Raw genomic sequence first — 17,095 nt, forward strand, 5'->3', positions numbered from 1 at the left:
CCCGCAATCCCCTTGTAGGAGCGGCGCAAGCCGCGACCGCGACACCACAACCGCTGCGGAGCCTGCGGCGTAGTTGCGTTGTAGCGGTCGCGGCTCGCGCCGCTCCTACGGGTGGGCCCCGATACAAAACGAAACCCGTGCGCGATGCGAATCGGCGCACAATCGCGCCATGCCACAACAACCGATATTGCGCGTCCTCGACCACACCGACACCGAGCTGCATCCGGCGTACTGCGAGTACGTCGCGCGCGTGTTCTCCCAGGCCGATTTCCGCCGCTGGTGCGAGTGGGGCCAGTGGGCGCCCGGCTACCTCGCCTACAGCCTGTTCGAAGACGGCCGCGTCGTCGCCAATGCCTCGACGATGCGCCAGCGGCTGATCGTCGACGGCGAGGAGATCCTGGCGTTCCAGTTCGGCGCGGTCGGCAGCCTGCCGCAGCACCGCGGCCGCGGGCTGGCGCGGCGGGCGATGCAGGCCGCGCTGGCCGGCGGCGGCGACGCGCCGGCGTTGCTGTTCGCCAACGACCGCGTGTTGGACTTCTATCCGCGCTTCGGTTTCGCGCCGGCGCCGCAAAGCCTGTTCGAGGCCGCGCACGCCCTCGCGCCCGCGCCGCAGCGCGCGCCGCAACGGGATCTGGCCGATGCGGACGTGCGCGAACGCTTCCTGGCCGTGGCCGCGCGCGCGGCGCCGCTGGGGCGCCGCTTCGCCAGCCGCGATTACGGCCGCACCGCGACCTGGTACGCGGCCAACGGATACGCCGCGCCGCTGTTCGAAATCGATGCCGATACCTGGGTGTTCGCCCACGAGCAGGACGGAGCGCTGACCATCGAGGACGTGTTCGCGGTGGCGCCGTCGCACGCGGCCCTGGCGGCCGCGTTGCCGCGCCTGATCGTCGGCCCGGTCGAGACGCTGCGCTTCGGTTTCGACCCGTGCGCGCTGTGGCCGCAGGCCGGCCCGGCCGGGCCGGACGACGAAGCCGGCTTGTTCCTGCGCGGCATCGACCCGGCCCGGTTGGGGCCGCACAGCCGCTTCCCTTTGCTGGCGCGGACCTGATCGGGCGCCGTCGCGGCCGCGGCGCAAAGGCGGCGCGAAAGCGGCGCTGGGCCGCGGCCCCGGGTAGAATGCGCGCATGCCTTTGATCACCGTACAGAACGCCGACTACAGCGTCGGCGGCCCGCTGCTGCTCGAAAACGTCGAACTGGCCATCGAACCGGGCGAACGCATCGCCCTGATCGGCCGCAACGGCGCGGGCAAGTCCACGCTCATGAAGCTGCTGGCGGGCGAGCTCGTCCCCGACGATGGAGAGATCCGTCGCGAGGGTGGGGTGCGCGTCGCCCGGCTCGAACAAGAGGTCCCGGCCGGCGCCAGCGGCAGCGTGTTCGACGTGGTCGCCGACGGCCTCGGCGAACTCGGCCACTGGCTGGCCGAATTCCACCACCTCAGCCACGCCGAGCATTACGACGCCGACGCGGTGGCCAAGGTCCAGACCAAGATCGAGGACGCCCAGGGCTGGGGCCTGGACCAGCGCGTCGAAGAGACCCTGACCCGGCTCGGCCTCGACGGCGAAGCCGCGTTCTCGGGCCTGTCCGGCGGCATGAAGCGGCGCGTGCTGCTGGCGCGCGCGCTGGTTTCGTCGCCCGACCTGCTGCTGCTCGACGAGCCGACCAACCATCTCGACATCGAAGCCATCGACTGGCTCGAACAGTTCCTCAAGTCCTGGAGCGGCGCGCTGCTGTTCGTCACCCACGACCGCCGCTTCCTGCGCGCGCTGGCGACCCGCATCGTCGAGATCGACCGCGGCCGCGTCACCAGCTGGCCCGGCGACTGGGACAACTACCTGCGCCGGCGCGAGGAGCGGCTGAACGCCGAGGCGCAGGAAAACGCGCGCTTCGACAAGCTGCTGGCGCAGGAAGAGGTGTGGATCCGCCAGGGCATCAAGGCCCGCCGCACCCGCGACGAAGGCCGCGTGCGCCGGCTCAAGGCGATGCGCAACGAGCGCGCCCAGCGCCGCGACAACGTCGGCAACGTGCGCATGGAATTCGCCCAGTCCGAGCAGTCCGGGCGCAAGGTGCTCGAGGCCAAGGACGTGGACTTCGACTACGGCGGCCAGCCGATGCTGCGCGGGTTCTCCGGCACCGTGTTCCGCGGCGACCGGATCGGCCTGATCGGCCCCAACGGCAGCGGCAAGACCACCTTGCTCAAGGTGCTGCTGGGCGAACTGGCGCCGAAGGCCGGCGAGGTGCGCCTGGGCAGCAACCTGCAGATCGCCTATTTCGACCAGTACCGCGCGACCCTGCGCGAGGACTGGAACGCGATCGAGAACGTCGCCGAGGGCCGCGAGTACGTCGAGGTCGGCGGCAAGAGCAAGCACATCATCGGCTACCTGCAGGATTTCCTGTTCACCCCCGAGCGCGCGCGCGCGCCGATCACCCGCCTGTCCGGCGGCGAGCGCAACCGCCTGCTGCTGGCCAAGCTGTTCGCCCAGCCGTCCAACCTGCTGGTGATGGACGAACCGACCAACGACCTGGACGTGGAAACGCTGGAGCTGCTGGAAGAACTGCTCGGCGACTACCCGGGAACCTTGCTGCTGGTCAGCCACGACCGCGACTTCCTCGACAACGTGGTGACCTCGACGCTGGTGATGGAAGGCGAGGGCGGGGTCGGCGAGTACGTCGGCGGCTACAGCGACTGGCTGCGCCAGCGTCCGGCCGGGGCCGCGCCGGCCAAGGCCACCGCCGCGGCGATGGCCAAGCCCGCCGCCGTCGCGCCGGCGCCCGAGCCCGCCGCGGCCAAGCGCAAGCTCAGCTACAAGGACGCGCGCGAGCTGGAGCAGTTGCCGGCGCGGATCGAGTCGCTGGAAACGCGCGTGTCCGACCTGACCGCGCAGATGAACGACCCGGCCTTCTACCAGCGCGACGCCGCCGCGATGGCCGCGCACAACGCCGAACTGGCCAAGTCCCAGGCCGAGCTCGATCACGCTTATTCGCGCTGGTCCGAACTGGAAGGCTGAGCCGAAGCCGGCGCCCTGCGCGGGCGCCGGCTGTGGGAGGGGCTTCAGCCCGATACCTTCCGCTCCGCCACGGCACACCACCGGACTGAAACTCGCCCGTACCGATCCCGCGCCCCACAACCGGCTGGTTGCGGGAGGGCCCCGGCTGTTTTGGGCAGGGCTCCGGCCGTTTTGGGGAGGGGCTCTGGCTGTCGTGGGAGGGGCTTCAGCCCCGACGCCTTTCGCTCCGCCGCGACACACCACCGGACTGAAACTTGCCCGTACCGATCCCGCGCCCCACAACCCGCTGGTTGCGGGAGGGCTCCGGCTGTTTTGGGCAGGGCTGCAGCTGTCATGGCAGGACTCCCGCTGTTGTGGGAAGGCCCCGGCTGTCGTGGGAGGGGCTTCAGCCCCGACGCCTTCCGCTCCGCCACGACACACCGCCGGACGCGGCGCCGGCCCAACGCAGCGGAGTGCGCACCCCAACCCCGCACCCCCAACTTCCGGCCATTGCGCCGCCCCCGCCGCGGGCCCGTAATCGCCGCATCGACGCCGCCCACCGGCGCAGGAGCCCCGATGCGCGCCGCCCGCAACGCCCACGCCGCATCGCGTCCCGCGCCCGAGGCGCGCGTCCGCCCGCCCGCCGCCGTGCCGCAACCCGCATGACCGCCGCCTACCGCACCCGCCACGAACGCAACGCCACCCTGGCCACGCACCGCCACCGCGAGCCGTACGCCGCGCTGGTGCTCGACGGCGACTACACCGAAGCCAGCCTCGACGGCCCGCTGCCGTGCGCGCCGGGAACGCTGGTCCTGCATCCGGCCTTCCACGCCCACGGCGACCGTTTCGGCCGCAGCGGCGCCAGCGCGATCAATCTGGAACTCAGCCCGGCAGCGACTCCCGGTGTGACCGCCGATCCGGCCTTCGCCGCCCGCGCCTGGCGCGTACACGATCTGAACGAAGCGCGCGAAGTGTTCGAACGCGCGCCGCGGCGTCTGGCCGAACTGCTGACCTGCGCGCAGCCGCTGCAAGCCGCAGCGCTGCCGGACTGGCAAGGCGAACTGCTGCGGCGCATGGACCAGGACGAGCGCGAGATCGCCGAACTGGCGCGCGAACTCGGCGTCTCGGCCGAGCACGCCAGCCGCGCGCTCGGCCGCAGCTTCGGCATGTCGCCGCGCGCGCTGCGGCGCGAGGCGCGCTGGCGCCGCGCGCTGCGCCTGCTGGCCGCGCCGATGGCGTTGGCCGACGTCGCCGCCGCGGCCGGATTCGCCGACCAGAGCCACCTGCACAAGGTCGTGGTCGCGCATGCCGGCTGCACGCCGCTGCAGCTGCGGCGGCAGGTGCTGGCGCCGGCGGAATGCCGGGTCGAAGCGAAGATCAAGTGCGTACAAGACCCGCACGCCGCGCGCGCCGCCTAATGGCCCCGACGCGCGCCGCGCGACTCCGGAGCCCTCCCATGCGCCACCGTTCCCCGTTGTTGTTCTTGTTGCCGGCCGCCGCGCTGCCGCTGTTGATCGGCTGGGCGATCGGCGCCACCGCCGCGCCGCCGGCCGCCGCGCCGGCCAGCGGCCCGCAGGCCGCCAGCGCGGTCAGCCAGGCGCTCGGCGCGGCGCTGCGCGCCGACGCACCCGCGGCGCTGGCCGCGCTCAAGCACGCGCCGGCCGAGCAGTTCCAGGGCAAGGACGCGGACTTCCGCCAATGCATGCTCGAACGCCACGAGCGCAAGGCGCCGCCGCCGGTCGTGGCGGCGACCGCGACCGCGCCGCGCGATGCGTTCGCTACGCAAGTGCTGGGCATCTACCAGCGCTACTGGTGGCATGCGGTGCGCGAACCGCAGCGGCGCGGCGAACTCGAACGCACGCTCAAGGCCGAACTGGCCGCGGCGATCGGCGAGCCGGCGCCGGGCGACGGCGAGGAAGCGTTCGAAGCGCTCTACGCCAAGCTCGACGCGCGCCTGCGCGAGAGCGGGCTGCATCCGCTGCAGGGCCGCACCCCGCCGCTGTACGACCTGTTCCTGTGGGGCGGCCAGGAACAGCGCGACTACACCGTCGCGTTGCCCGGCGGCGTCGCCCAGCCGGTGAAGGTGTTCGTGATGGACGGCTGGATCAGCCGCGGCTGGAGCCACTACACCGCCTGCGGCAAGACCGGCGCGGCCGGCTGGGTCAAGCCCGAGGGCCTGTACGCGGTGCGCGAGTCCTACGGCGACCTGCAGGGCGAAGACTTCAAGGTCAGTTTCCTCGGCCACGAGGCCCAGCATTTCGCCGACCTCGCGCGCTGGCCGAAGCTGCCGCCGTGGCGGCTGGAGTACCGGGCCAAGCTGGTCGAGCTGGCCCAGGCCGACAGCAGCCGCGAGAAGCTTCTCGACCGGTTCTATCGCGCCCAGGACGACGATCTCGACCACCCGCATCCCTACGCCAACAAGCGCGTGCTGACCGACGCCGCCAAGGCGCTGGGACTGGGCGCGGACGCCGATCTGCGCAAGGCCGACCCGGCCGCGCTGCGCCGGGTCGCCGCCGAGGCTTTGCTGGCCGATACGCGCAAGCTCGAAAGCGAACCGGCGGGAACCTACGCCGAGCCGGCCAAGGGCGAGGCCAAGCCCGCGGCGTGGCCGCAAGCCAAGCCCACGGACAAGCCCACGGACAAGCCCGCGGACAAGCCTGCGAGCAAGCCCGCAGGCAGGCCCTGAGCGCGCGGCGCGGCGCGGGCAACGGTTAGACTGCCGCGATGCATCAGTCTTCCCTGTTCGGCGATCCCGCGCCGCGCCAGCCCGCCGAATTGCACCGCCTGTTCTTCGCCCTGTGGCCCGACGCCGGCGTGCGCGCGCGGATCCGCGAGCGCGCGCTGGCGCTGGAGGCGGCGCAGCGACCCGGCGGGCGCCTGATCGGCGCCCATCGCTATCACCTCACCCTGCAATTCCTCGGCGATTTCGCCGAACTGCCGCAAACGCTGGCGCAGCGCGCCGGCGCCGCGGCCGCCGCGGTGCGCGCCGACGCCTTCGATTTCGCGCTGGACCGCGCCGGCAGCTTCGCCAACCGCGACATTCCCTGGTGGCTGGGTAGTGCCGAACAGAATCCGTCGTTGGCGGCGCTGTGGGACCGGCTCGGCGTGGCCCTGGCCAAGCAGGGCGTCAAGGTCGTCGCCAGCCACCGCGCGCACGCGCCGCACGTCACTGTCGTGCGCGAGGCGGGGCACGGGTTGAGCGCGCCGCTGGCGATCGATCCGGTGATCTGGCGGATCGACCGCTTCGTGCTGCTGCACAGCGTGCTCGGCAAGCGCAACGAGTATTCGCTGCTGGGCGAGTGGCCGCTGGACGGCTGAGGCCGCCGCGTGCGCTTCAGCGTTGCGGCGGCAGCGGCTGCAGGCGCACGAACAGACCGAAGTGATCCGACGGCCACACGCCGTCGCGGCTTTCGTTCAGCACGATCCGCGCTTCCTTCACCGCGAAGCCGCGGCGGTCGTAGAACACGTGATCGATGCGCTGCGCCGGCAGGTAGGCCGGGTTGAGCGTGCTGGCGCGCGCCGGATCGGCGGCGAGGCGGGGATGGGCGGTGGCGAAGGCGTCGGCGTAGCGCGCGCGCAGCGCGGCCAGTTCCGGAGCGTCGGCCTCGGTATTGAAGTCGCCGGCGATCAGCGTGCGCGCGCCGTGCGCACTGGCGTCGACGAAGGCCAGCAGGCTGGCGACCTGGCGCGCGCGGATCGCGCCGCCGCCGCGTTCGTTGTGCAGGTGGGTGGCGTAGAAGTCCACGTCCGCCTTGTCGCTGCGCACGTGCGCGGCGCTGCGGTAGTCGTCGAGCGGTTCGAGCTTGCGTTGCTGCGCGTCGGAGCCGGTGCCGGCGATCAGGATCGCGTTGCCGTAGCGCCGCGGCGCATCGGGCGGATCGACCGAAACGAAGCCGACCCGATAGCCCAGGGCCTCGCCCAGGTCCTGGGCCTGGTTGCGCAGGCCCGGCCGTTGCAGCACTTCCTGCAGCGCGATCAGGTCAGGTTTCAAGCGCGCGACCTCGGCCAGGATCAGCGCGCGCCGGCGCGGCCAGTCGCCCTTGTCGTGCCACAGGTTGAGGGTCAGCACGCGCACTTCCCTCGCCTGCGCGTCGTTCGCTTGCGCGGCCTGCGGCGCGGACGCGCGCTGCGGCGCCGCGCAGGCGGCCAACGAGGCGGCGAGCATCACGCACACGCCGGCGCGCCATCGCGCGCGCGCGCCGCTCATGGCGCCAGCGACGCGGCGCAGCCGCGGTAGTGGCGGTCGCCGACCTGCAGCTCCACGCTGGCGATGTAGTCGCGGTCGCTCATGCCGTCGCTGCACTGCTCGCGCCGGTAGTTCAGCGACACCCACACCCCGTCGGCGGTGTAGCCGGTATAGCCGGAGACGTCCTCCAGGCGGGTGGCGTCGCGCACGACGAGCTTGCGTTCGCCGTAGTCCAGTTCCAGCCGGATGGTCGGCGACTCGCCCGGGCCGACTTCGGCCAGCCAGCCCGGCTCGGTGCCGACCGCGCGCAACGCCGGGCCGGCCGGCGTCGGAGCCGGCGCGGCCGCGGGCGTGGCCTCGCGCGCGCCCGGCGCGGGCGCGGAACAAGCCGCGAGCCAGAGCGCGGCGAGCGGAACGAAGGCGAGACGGCGCATGCGGCGTTTCCTGAAACCGACGACGCGCCGAGGATAACGCGAAGCCCTTGCAGCCGCCCGCGCGCGGCGGCCGCCCCTTGTAGGAGCGGCGCAAGCCGCGACCGCGACATCGCAACTACGTCGAGACTCTCGCCGCAGTCGCGTCGTCGCGGCTCGCGCCGCTCCTGCGGACGGATCGCGCGGTCAGCGCGGGACGGTCTGCGTGCGCAGCACCGGATACAGGTTGTAGCGCTCGTCCCAGGCGGTGTGGCGGCGGTAGAAGAAGTCCAGCCGCGCCTGCGGGCTCTTGGCGAAGGCGGGATCGTCGCGCAGCTTGGCCTCGAATTCGGCCTTGACCTGCGGGTCCTTGAGCATTTCGCGCGCCACGTCCTCGGCGACGTAGTCCTCCATGTACTCCTTGCGCTCGAAGGCGTTGTTGAACTCGCCCCACGCCGCCAGCGAATCCGGCGCCTGCGGCTCCAGCAGCGCCATCGCCAGACGCGACTTGGCCTGGGCGATCGGCACGAACAGCGCGCCGGCGATCAGGTCCTGGGTTTCGCTCTTCCATTGCCCGCTCAGCGTATTGCGCTGGTGGCCTTCGCTGGACTGCGCCGACAGCTCGGCCTTGTCGGCGCGGAACGCCTCGACCTGGGCGCCGGCCAGCGCCGCATCCAGGCGGCGGTACTCGATGCCGTGCTGGTCGAGCTTGGCCGCGACCCACGCCGCCTGCGCGGCCGGCACCAGGTAGCCGCCGCGCGGCGCCGGCACCTGCCGTCCCGGCTGGATGTCGTACTTCAGCGGCACGTTCCACACCTGCGGCTTGGTTTCGTCGTAGCGGGTCATCAGCGCGCCGGACACGTCCGACGGCGTGCGCGTGTACGCATAGCCGCGGAAGGCGACGGTGCGGCTCTTGTCGCTGGTCTTGTAGTCCAGCGCCACGTCCTGCCCGCCGAGCCGCTTGGCGCGGCCGTCGGCGGCCAGCGCCTCGCCGCGCCATTGCGCGCCGTGGGCGGCGACCAGGTCGAGCAGGTCGACGATGGTGTTGCGGGTGATCCGCACGCGGGTCGGGTAGTCCTTCCACGAATGGGTTTCCACCAGCATCGCCAGGCGGTTGCGCAGGTAGAAATAGCCGTGCGAGAAGCGCGGCGGCGGCACGCCGTCCTCGAAGCCGGAGGCCGGGTTGTCGGATTCGACGAACGAGGGGTAGTACGGCAGCGGCAGCGAGCCCTGCTTGGCGAGCCGGGCGATGGTGCCGTCGCGCAGCGCCGCGCCGGCCTTGCGCAGGGCCTCGTCGCCGGCGTGCACCGGCTCGACCTGGATCGACACATCGTGCTCGAACTTGGCGCCGTCGGTGACGTGCAGGTCGACGTAGGCCAGCGGATCCCAGCGCTGCACCAGCTTGAGCATGGCCTGCATTTCCGGTGCGTCGGCCTTGAGGTAATCGCGGTTGAGGTTGTAGTTCTGCGCGGTGACGCGCCAGCCCATTTCCTCCGGACCGCGCTGGTTGGGGCGGTTCCAGGCGCCGAAGCGCTCGTGGCCGTCGATGTTGAACACCGGCACGAACAGCAGCACTTGCTTGGCCAGCGCGCCCTTCGCCGCTTCGCCGTCGAGCGCCTGGCGCAGGGCCAGGAAGCCGGCGTCCTTGCCGTCGATCTCGCCGGCGTGGATGCCGCCCTGGATCAGCAGCACCGGCAGATTCTTGGCCTGCGCCTGTTCGGGCGCGAACGCGCCGCTGCGGGTGACCACCAGCACCTTCATCGGCCGGCCTTCCGGCGTGGTGCCGAACTCCTCGCAGCGCACCGCGTCGGGATAGCGCTCGGCGAAGCGCGCGCACAGCTCGATCACTTCCTCGTAGCGGCCGGTCTTGAGGAAGCCGCTGCGCTCGGACACGGTGGTGATCGGCGCATCGGCAGCGGGCGCCGGCGCGGCATAGCCGCCGGCGAGGGCCAGCGCGAAGGCGAGGGCGGAGGGCAGGGCGGCGCGGAACTCGGGCTGGCGGGTCATTGCGTAATCCGGATGTGAGTGCGGCGAATGCCGATGGCGCCGCGGTTGCGGTGAGGTCGCGCCGCGGCGCGGGCGCCGGCCGTGGCGACAGCCGGCCGGCGATGGGGCCGGCTAAATGTAAGGGATCGCGCCGGCCCGCGCCTGTGCGCGAAACGGCCTGCTGTCGAGAGATGACAGCAGTCATGCCGCGCGGCGGCCGCACGCCGTCGCCGTCGCCTAGACTGCGGAGCCCGCGAGCCCCGCGCCCGCGCGTTCGCCTTCAACCGCCGCTTTCAACTCCCGCTTTCAACCCCCGCTCTCAATCCCAGCTCTCAATCCCAGGAGTCCGCATGTACGCGCTGTACTACACGCCCGGTGCCGCCAGTCTGGTCGTCCACTGGCTGTTGCTCGAACTGGACCAGCCGCACGAACTGCGCGCGGTCGACATCGCCGCGCGCGAGCACAAGGACGCCAGCTACCTCGCGCTCAATCCCAACGGCGTGGTGCCGACCTTGCTGGTCGACGGCCAGCCGCGCTACGAGGCCGCGGCGCTGGCGATGCTGCTGGCCGACCGCCACGGCGACGGTGCGTTCGCGCCGGCGCCCGCGGACCCGCAGCGCGCCGAGTACCTGCAATGGATGTTCAACCTCACCGCCACCCTGCAGGCGCCGCTGCGGTTGTGGTGGTATCCGGGCGACCTGCAGTGCGACGACGAGGCCGTGCGCCGCGGCGCCCAGGCCCGGTTCGAGGCGGCCTGCGAACGCCTGGACGCGCACCTGGGCGCGCACGGGCCGTACCTGCTCGGCGAGCGCTTGAGCGCGGCCGACTTCTACCTGACCATGCTGATGCGCTGGAGCCGCAACCTGCCGCGTCCCGCGCACGACTGGCCGCACCTGGGCGCGCTGGCGCGGCGGATGAAGGCGCGGCCGAGCTTCGCCGAGCTGTACCGGCGCGAAGGCCTGGAAGAGTGGGCCTGAACGGGAAGCGCCAGCCGCTGGCTGGCGTCGCGCTCATGGAGTGAACACGGCCCGTCGCGGGGCGGCCGGGCCGCGGACCCGCGCCGGGCCGAATCGTGGCCGAATCGTGGCCGAGCCGAAGCGGGCGACGCCGCCGCCCCGGGCCCCGCGCCGGTCGATCGCGCCCGCGGACGGCCGCTTCGGGGCGATCCGCACGACCGTTCGCGGTGCCGGTGCGTCGCGCGTGCGGCGGCGTCGCGACCGCGCCGGCCAAGCCGGCGGCGCGGACGATGGGGTAGTCTGTGGGGCTGGACCGCCCGGCGCATGCGCCGGGTCCCGCGAAGGACGCGCGATTCGACCGACGACCAGGACCGCCGCATGACCCAAGCCGCCACCGCCCCCGCCGATTCGCAGGGCAAGATGCCCCGCCAGATCGCCTTCATCATCGGCAACGAGGCGGCCGAGCGCTTCAGTTTCTACGGCATGCGCAACATCCTGACCGCGTTCCTGGTCGGGACCCTGCTGATGGCGTCCACCGGCGACCTCGCCGAGCGCGAGCGCATGGCCAAGGACGTGTTCCACACGTTCATGATCGGCACCTATTTCTTCCCGCTGCTCGGTGGCTGGCTGGCCGACCGCTACTTCGGCAAGTACAACACCGTCATCTGGTTCTCGCTGGTGTACTGCGCCGGCCACGCCTGCCTGGCGCTGTTCGAACACAACCAGACCGGCTTCTACACCGGCCTGTTCCTGATCGCGTTCGGCGCGGGCGGCATCAAACCGCTGGTGGTGTCGTTCTGCGGCGACCAGTTCGACCAGAGCAACAAGCACAAGGCCAAGCTGGTGTTCGACGCGTTCTATTGGACGATCAACTTCGGCTCGCTGTTCGCGTCCTTGCTGATGCCGATCTTCCTGCGCGAGTACGGCCCCTCGGTGGCGTTCGGCATCCCCGGCGCGCTGATGTTCCTGGCCACGTTCATCTTCTGGCTCGGGCGCAAGCGCTACGTGATGGTGCCGCCGACCCGCAACGCGCCGGATCCGGATTCGTTCTTCAACGTCGCCCGCACCGCGCTGCGCGCCAAGGCGCCGGGGCAGGGCAATCCGGGCGTGGCGGTGGCCGCGGTCGGCGTGGCCCTGGCCGCCGGCGCGCTGGCGCTGATCCCGAGCCTGGGCTTCGTCAAGAGCGCGTGCATGGCGCTGGGCCTGCTGATCGGCTTCGGCGGCTACGGCATCTCGCTGCAGCTCGAACGCGCGCGCGGCGTCCACCCCGACGCGGCCGTGGACGGCGTGCGCGCGGTGCTGCGGATCCTGATCGTGTTCGCCTTCGTGACCCCGTTCTGGTCGCTGTTCGACCAGAAGGCCTCGACCTGGGTGCTGCAGGGCCAGCGCATGGTGGTGCCGACCGAGCTGTGGTGGTGGCCGAGCTGGCTGATCTCCGGCGAGGGCGGGGCCAAGGCCGCGGCCTCGCAGATGCAGGCGATCAACCCGCTGCTGGTGATGCTGCTGATCCCGTTCAACAACCTCGTCCTGTACCCGGCGCTGCGCGGGATCGGGATCAACCCCACGCCGCTGCGGCGGATGGGCTTCGGCATCGCGGTCTCGGGCCTGTCGTGGATCGTCGCGGCGGTGCTGCAGTTGTATATGGACGCCGGCCACCCCATGTCGCTGGCATGGCAGATCGTTCCCTACATCCTGCTGACCTTCGGCGAGGTGCTGGTCTCGGCGACCGCGCTGGAGTTCGCCTACAGCCAGTCGCCGCAGTCGATGAAGGGCGTGATCATGGCCCTGTGGTACCTCACCAGCACGTTCGGCAACCTGTGGGTGATGCTGACCAACGCGGCGGTGCGCAACGAGGCGGTGACCTCGCACATCGCCGCCACCGGGCTGAGCGAGAACGCGTTCCTGATGTTCTTCTTCGCCGGCTTCGCATTCGTGGCGGCGGCGGCCTTCGGCCTGTACGCGCGGCGCTACCCGATGCAGGACCACTACCGCGCGGCCTGAACCGTCTCGCCGCGCGCCTTTCCTGAGCCTCTCCCCGTCGCGAGCCCGCCCCGACCATGATCACTTTCGTCCTGATCGCCGTGACCGTGCTGGTGTCGTGGCAAGCCTTCGAGAAGCGCCGCCTGTACGAGCGGCTGGTGCTGTGGCCGCCGGGGGTGGCGCGCTTCCGCCAGTACGACCGGCTGCTGACCCACGGCTTCGTGCACGGCGACTGGATGCACCTGCTGTTCAACATGATCACCCTGTATTTCTTCGGCCGCGCGGTCGAAGGGGTGTTCGCGCAGCTGGCCGGGCCGGGGATGTTCGCGCTGTTCTACCTCTCGGCGATCGTGGTCGCGATCCTGCCGAGCTACCTGCGCCATCGCAAGGACGGCGGCTACGTCAGCCTGGGCGCGTCCGGCGCGGTCTCGGCGGTGCTGTTCGCGTTCGTGCTGGTGGACCCGTGGAACTGGATCATCGTGTTCGTGATACCGGTGCCGGCCGTGGTCTACGCCATCGCCTATGTCGGCTATTCGTACTGGATGGACAAGCGCGGCGGCGACAACATCAACCACAACGCGCACCTGTCCGGGGCGATCTACGGCCTGCTGTTCATGCTGATGATGAAGCCGGCGCTGTTCTGGTTCTTCCTGGAGCGCCTGGCCAGCCCGCGCGGGCCGGGCTTCCTGGGTTGAGGTCGCAGCGCGTCGACGGATCGATGCGCCTGGGTGGAAGGGGCTTCAGCCCCGACGCTGTTCGCTCAAGTCGCAGCGGTCCGGCACGAAAGCAGCGGGGCTGAAGTCCCCGCCACAAAGGCCGGGCGATGCCGGCCCCAAAAACATCGGGCCCGAAGGCCTCCCGCATCGGCGGGACGGACTTCGGGCCCAAGTTTTTGCTGCGTTGCGGCGGAGCGGGGCTCAGGCCGCCAGCGGGTTTTCCAGTTCCAGCGCGCCCTCGCCGTAGGCCGCGGCCAGTCCGGCCTGGATCTGCGCATCGAGTTCGCGCAGCTCGGCATCGTCGCCTTCGCCGTTGCGGGCGAGGTCGAACAGGCGGGCGATGACGGCATTGCTGTGCGCGTCGTCGCTGCGCATGTCTTTTCGGTCTGGGTCGATGTGGCGAGCCATTGGAATTCCCCTTCGTCGTAACTGTGGACTTACGCACAGTTCCACGCAGGTTCCATGCCAGGGTTTTCCCTAGGTTCCATGGCCGAAAAGTGACGCGAGGCGTCAACACAGGTCGGCCCGCATCAGTCGCCTGACGCAACGCGGCGCAGTCTCACGTCCGCTCACCCGTCATGAAGGTGGCGCGTGCTAACACGGACGCGTGTTGTCGACAGCACAAGGCTGATGTAGTCACGGGGGCAGCCGCTATCATTCGCGCATTCGCAAACACTCGACGAGGAGTCAAGCATGGCGAGCAAGAAGGCGGGCAAGTCCGCAAGCAAATCGGCCCAGCCGGCGCGCACCCGCGCCGCGGGCAAGAAGACCGTAGCCCAGCGAGCGGCCAAGGCCGGCAAGGGCGCGGTCAAGAAAGCGAAGAAGGCCGCGGTCAAGCCGGCGCCGGCGAAGAAGGCGACGAACAAGACCGCGGCGGCGAAGTCCGCGAAAAAGGTCGCGGCGAAGAAGGTCGCGAAGAAGGCGTCCGCCGGCAAGATCGTCAAGAAGGCGACGAAGGTTGCCGCCGCCAAGGGCGCGAAGAAGGCGGCCGGCAAGAAGGTCGCGGGCAAGAAGGCCGCGGCCGGCAAGATCGTGAAGAAGGCGGCCAAGCCTGCGGCCAAAAAGCCGGTGGCGAAGAAGACGGCGGCGAACAAGGCGGCCGCGACGAAGGCAGCGAGCAAGAAGGCGGCGAGCAAGAAGGTGGCCGCCAAAAAGTCGCTGGCCAAGAAAGTGGTGGCCGGCAAGCCGGCCGTGAAGAAGTCCGCCGGCAAGGTCGCGGCGGCGAAGAAGCCGATTGCGAAGAAGCCGGTCGCTAAGAAGCCTGTTGCGAAGAAGGCCGCGGCCACGAAGACGTCGGGCTCGCCGGTCGCGGCCCGGCAGGCCGCGCTCAAGAAGGCGACCAAGCAGTCGGCGGCCAAGCCGGCGGCGCCGAAGAAGGCCGTGCGTGTGGCGCCGGTCGCCGCGGCGCCGGTGCAGCGGAAGCCCGCGGTTGCGGCCGCGGCGGCAACCAAGCCGGCGGCGAAGCCCGCGGTCGCGAAGCCCGTTATCGCGAAGTCCGCAGCGACCAAGCCCGCTGCGTCCAAGCCCGCTGCGTCCAAGCCGGCCGCGGTCAAGCCGGTGGTTGCGAAGCCTGCGGCGGCCAAGCCTGCATCCGCGCCCAAGCCCGCATCCGCTCCGGTTTCCGCACCGGCCCAGCCTGCGCCGCCCAAGACCGAAGCCGCGAGCGCGCCCAAGCCCGCCGCGAAGAAGAAGCCCGCGGTTGCGAAGCCGGCGCACAGCGCGCCGACCCAGGATGAGCCGCAGCGTACGGGCGAACTGTTCGCCGAACCGGCGTCCGCGCCGGCCAAGCCCAAGGCCGAGCGCAAGCCCAAGGCCAAGCCGGCGCCGGCCGTCGAGGCGCACTCGTCGGTTCCGGCCGGTTCGCTGATCGCGGCCGGCGCCGCCGCGCCGGCTGCCGCGCCCGCGTTGCAGGCCGAGTCGCAGCAACCTGCCGAACCCGCCGCCGCGCCGAGCGCGGTCGCGCAGGGCGCGGCGGAAACCGCGCTGGAAGCCGAAACCGTGGCCGACCGCGATGCCGGCCAGGCCCCGGCCGCCGAGACCGTCGCGCCGCCGCAGGGCGATGCGGCCGAGCCGGACGATTCCAGCGACGCGCCGACCGCGCACATCACCCCGGAACAGGCGCTGGAAAACACCCGTCGCCTGCTCCAGGCCAAGCAGGACGCCGCGCGCGAGCCGCAGCCGTGGCAGCAGCTCGACCCGGGCCACGGCCACGTGCCGGCACCGGGCCCGCAGTCCGAGAGCGCCGCGCACAAGGCCGGCGAACTGCACGCGGCCGAGAGCCGGATGGACGCGATCCAGGGCGAGATCGGCAGCCAGGACCGCCACAACCAGGGCAAGCGCGACAACCGCTGAGCCCGTCGCCGGCGTCGCTACGGCGGCGACGGACTTCGTCGGTATCGGCTCGCGTCGATATCGATCCCGGCGCGCCCCTGCGGCGCGCCGCGGCCGCGGCGGAGCGATCCGCCGCCGCCCCGACCCGCACAGGACCCGACCATGCCCGTCACCGTGACCCACGACCCCGCGCAGCAGCGCTTCAGCACCGTCGTCGACGGCGTCGAGGCGGAACTGGAATACCAATTGCGCGGCGACCAGCTCGTCATCGCCCACACCGGCGTGCCCGAGGCCATCGGCGGGCGCGGCATCGCCAGCGATCTGGTCCGGGCCGCGTTCGAATACGCGCGCCAGGCCGGCTACAAGGTGCGCCCGGCGTGCTCGTACGCGGCGGCCTGGGCCGAGCGGCATCCGGAGTATTCGCAACTGCTGGGCTGAGGCCGCAGTCGCCCCGGGCCGGCCCGATGATTGGGGGCCGGGGTCGGAGGGCTGTTGTGGGAGGGGCTTCAGCCCCGGCGCTTTTGTGCCGGATCGCCGAGATCCGATCGGACAGCGTCGGGGCTGAAGCCCCTCCCACAACAGCCGAGCGCTGGGTGGCTCCCGCCAGGCGCCTACGCCTGGACACCTGCCATCAAGCGCCGAGGCCATCCCTCTCACAGGCGCCGAGGCCCCTGAAAACACAGCCACCGCGGCCCCGTTCGTGGCCCGCCTCCGCCGCCGCACTCGCCTTCGCCGCGCGACTGTGCCAGCCTACGCGCCCCCCACGCCTTCCGCAGGCCGGTTTTCCGGCATGCTTCGCCCATGCGCCTGAACAAACACATCAGCGACACCGGTTTCTGCTCCCGCCGCGAGGCCGACCGCCTCATCGCCGAGGGCCGGGTCACCGTCAACGGCGTGCGCGGCCGGGTCGGCAGCGAAGTGGGCGAGGGCGACGAGGTCCGCATCGACGGCGACGTCCTGCGCGTGCGCGTCGCCGCCAAGGGCAAGCGCCAGCACGTCTATATCGCGCTCAACAAGCCGGTCGGCGTGGTCTGCACCACCGAGTCCGGGGTCAAGGACAACATCGTCGACTTCGTCGGCCACGAGCGCCGGATCTTCCCGATCGGCCGCCTGGACAAGGACTCGGAAGGGCTGATCCTGCTGACCAGCAACGGCGACATCGTCAACGAGATCCTGCGCGCCGAGAACAAGCTGGAAAAGGAATACCTGGTCGCGGTGAACCACGAGGTCACCCCGGAATTCCTGCGCGGCATGGGCCGCGGCGTGCCGATCCACGGCCAGACCACGCTGCCGTGCAAGACCGGCAAGCTCGGCCGCTTCGGTTTCCGCATCGTGCTGGTGCAGGGCCTGAACCGGCAGATCCGGCTGATGGCCGCGCACTTCGGCTTCCGGGTCAAGCAGCTGCTGCGCGCGCGCATCGGCAACGTCAAGCTGGGCCGGCTCAAGCCCGGCCAATGGCGCAATCTCACCGACGCCGAACTGCAAGGCCTGCTGCCGCAACGCACGCAGTGGTGAACGCCGGGAAAACGCGCGCGCCGCGGCG

At 71.4% G+C, this 17,095-nt stretch carries 16 protein-coding genes and 2 pseudogenes; 13 read left to right on the forward strand and 5 right to left on the reverse strand.

Annotated features, from left to right (window positions below; genetic code table 11):
- Positions 1–169: 169 nt before the first annotated feature.
- The 5 genes from RDV84_RS16935 (at position 170) to thpR (ending at position 6,305) form a co-directional block, all read left to right on the forward strand.
- Positions 170–1,051 (forward strand): GNAT family N-acetyltransferase, encoded by an 882-nt coding sequence (locus tag RDV84_RS16935; RefSeq protein WP_309150999.1) that lies wholly within the window; start codon positions 170–172, stop codon positions 1,049–1,051.
- A 76-nt stretch (positions 1,052–1,127) separates the two neighbouring features.
- Positions 1,128–3,008 (forward strand): ATP-binding cassette domain-containing protein, encoded by a 1,881-nt coding sequence (locus RDV84_RS16940; RefSeq protein WP_309151000.1) that lies wholly within the window; start codon positions 1,128–1,130, stop codon positions 3,006–3,008.
- Positions 3,009–3,649: 641 nt separating this feature from the next.
- Positions 3,650–4,405 (forward strand): helix-turn-helix domain-containing protein, encoded by a 756-nt coding sequence (locus RDV84_RS16945; RefSeq protein ID WP_309151001.1) that lies wholly within the window; start codon positions 3,650–3,652, stop codon positions 4,403–4,405.
- Positions 4,406–4,443: 38 nt separating this feature from the next.
- Entirely contained in the window at positions 4,444–5,673 is a 1,230-nt protein-coding gene (locus tag RDV84_RS16950) for a hypothetical protein (protein WP_309151002.1), read from the forward strand.
- A gap of 38 nt (positions 5,674–5,711) precedes the next feature.
- Positions 5,712–6,305, forward strand: a complete 594-nt coding sequence (thpR, locus tag RDV84_RS16955) for an RNA 2',3'-cyclic phosphodiesterase (protein WP_309151003.1) — start codon at positions 5,712–5,714, stop codon at positions 6,303–6,305.
- A gap of 16 nt (positions 6,306–6,321) precedes the next feature.
- Here the strand turns inward: thpR and RDV84_RS16960 are convergent, their stop codons facing one another.
- The 3 genes from RDV84_RS16960 to RDV84_RS16970 all read right to left on the reverse strand — a co-directional run bounded on the left by RDV84_RS16960 (position 6,322) and on the right by RDV84_RS16970 (position 9,560).
- On the reverse strand, positions 6,322–7,194 hold the full coding sequence (locus RDV84_RS16960; protein ID WP_309151004.1) for an endonuclease/exonuclease/phosphatase family protein: 873 nt from the start codon (positions 7,192–7,194) through the stop codon (positions 6,322–6,324).
- Positions 7,191–7,607, reverse strand: coding sequence for a hypothetical protein (locus RDV84_RS16965; protein WP_057948053.1), 417 nt, complete (start codon positions 7,605–7,607; stop codon positions 7,191–7,193). Before RDV84_RS16965 ends, RDV84_RS16960 begins: the two co-directional genes overlap by 4 nt.
- Before the next feature lie 183 nt (positions 7,608–7,790).
- On the reverse strand, positions 7,791–9,560 hold the full coding sequence (locus tag RDV84_RS16970) for a M14 family metallopeptidase (protein ID WP_425606376.1): 1,770 nt from the start codon (positions 9,558–9,560) through the stop codon (positions 7,791–7,793).
- 359 nt (positions 9,561–9,919) lie between these two features.
- Between RDV84_RS16970 and RDV84_RS16975 the strand changes: the two genes are divergently transcribed.
- The 4 genes and pseudogenes from RDV84_RS16975 to RDV84_RS26720 all read left to right on the forward strand — a co-directional run.
- On the forward strand, positions 9,920–10,546 hold the full coding sequence (locus RDV84_RS16975; protein ID WP_309151006.1) for a glutathione S-transferase family protein: 627 nt from the start codon (positions 9,920–9,922) through the stop codon (positions 10,544–10,546).
- A gap of 357 nt (positions 10,547–10,903) precedes the next feature.
- Positions 10,904–12,526 carry a POT-type proton-dependent oligopeptide transporter gene (locus RDV84_RS16980; protein ID WP_309151007.1) on the forward strand — a complete coding sequence of 541 codons (1,623 nt, stop codon included), beginning with the start codon at positions 10,904–10,906 and terminating at the stop codon, positions 12,524–12,526.
- A 56-nt stretch (positions 12,527–12,582) separates the two neighbouring features.
- On the forward strand, positions 12,583–13,200 hold the full coding sequence (locus RDV84_RS16985; protein ID WP_309151008.1) for a rhomboid family intramembrane serine protease: 618 nt from the start codon (positions 12,583–12,585) through the stop codon (positions 13,198–13,200).
- 33 nt (positions 13,201–13,233) lie between these two features.
- Positions 13,234–13,317, forward strand: a pseudogene (locus tag RDV84_RS26720) (DUF6053 domain-containing protein); the annotation flags it as partial.
- A 105-nt stretch (positions 13,318–13,422) separates the two neighbouring features.
- Here the strand turns inward: RDV84_RS26720 and RDV84_RS16990 are convergent.
- The gene (locus RDV84_RS16990; protein ID WP_157490394.1) at positions 13,423–13,596 is read right to left on the reverse strand and encodes a hypothetical protein; all 174 of its coding nucleotides are present in this window, start codon (positions 13,594–13,596) and stop codon (positions 13,423–13,425) included.
- A gap of 194 nt (positions 13,597–13,790) precedes the next feature.
- The gene (locus RDV84_RS16995) at positions 13,791–14,744 is read right to left on the reverse strand and encodes a hypothetical protein (RefSeq protein ID WP_309151009.1); all 954 of its coding nucleotides are present in this window, start codon (positions 14,742–14,744) and stop codon (positions 13,791–13,793) included.
- A 34-nt stretch (positions 14,745–14,778) separates the two neighbouring features.
- On the opposite strand from RDV84_RS16995, the gene RDV84_RS17000 reads away from it, so the two are divergent.
- From RDV84_RS17000 to RDV84_RS17010, 4 genes and pseudogenes are all read left to right on the forward strand, one after another.
- Entirely contained in the window at positions 14,779–15,573 is a 795-nt protein-coding gene (locus RDV84_RS17000) for a hypothetical protein (RefSeq protein WP_309151010.1), read from the forward strand.
- Between the two features lie 141 nt (positions 15,574–15,714).
- Entirely contained in the window at positions 15,715–15,990 is a 276-nt protein-coding gene (locus RDV84_RS17005; RefSeq protein ID WP_078999143.1) for a GNAT family N-acetyltransferase, read from the forward strand.
- A 26-nt stretch (positions 15,991–16,016) separates the two neighbouring features.
- Positions 16,017–16,130, forward strand: a pseudogene (locus tag RDV84_RS26725) (DUF6053 domain-containing protein); the annotation flags it as partial.
- A 223-nt stretch (positions 16,131–16,353) separates the two neighbouring features.
- Positions 16,354–17,067, forward strand: coding sequence for a pseudouridine synthase (locus RDV84_RS17010; protein WP_078999146.1), 714 nt, complete (start codon positions 16,354–16,356; stop codon positions 17,065–17,067).
- Positions 17,068–17,095: the final 28 nt, after the last annotated feature.

Source organism: Lysobacter yananisis, assembly GCF_031199375.1.
Classification (GTDB): Bacteria; Pseudomonadota; Gammaproteobacteria; order Xanthomonadales; family Xanthomonadaceae; genus Lysobacter; species Lysobacter yananisis.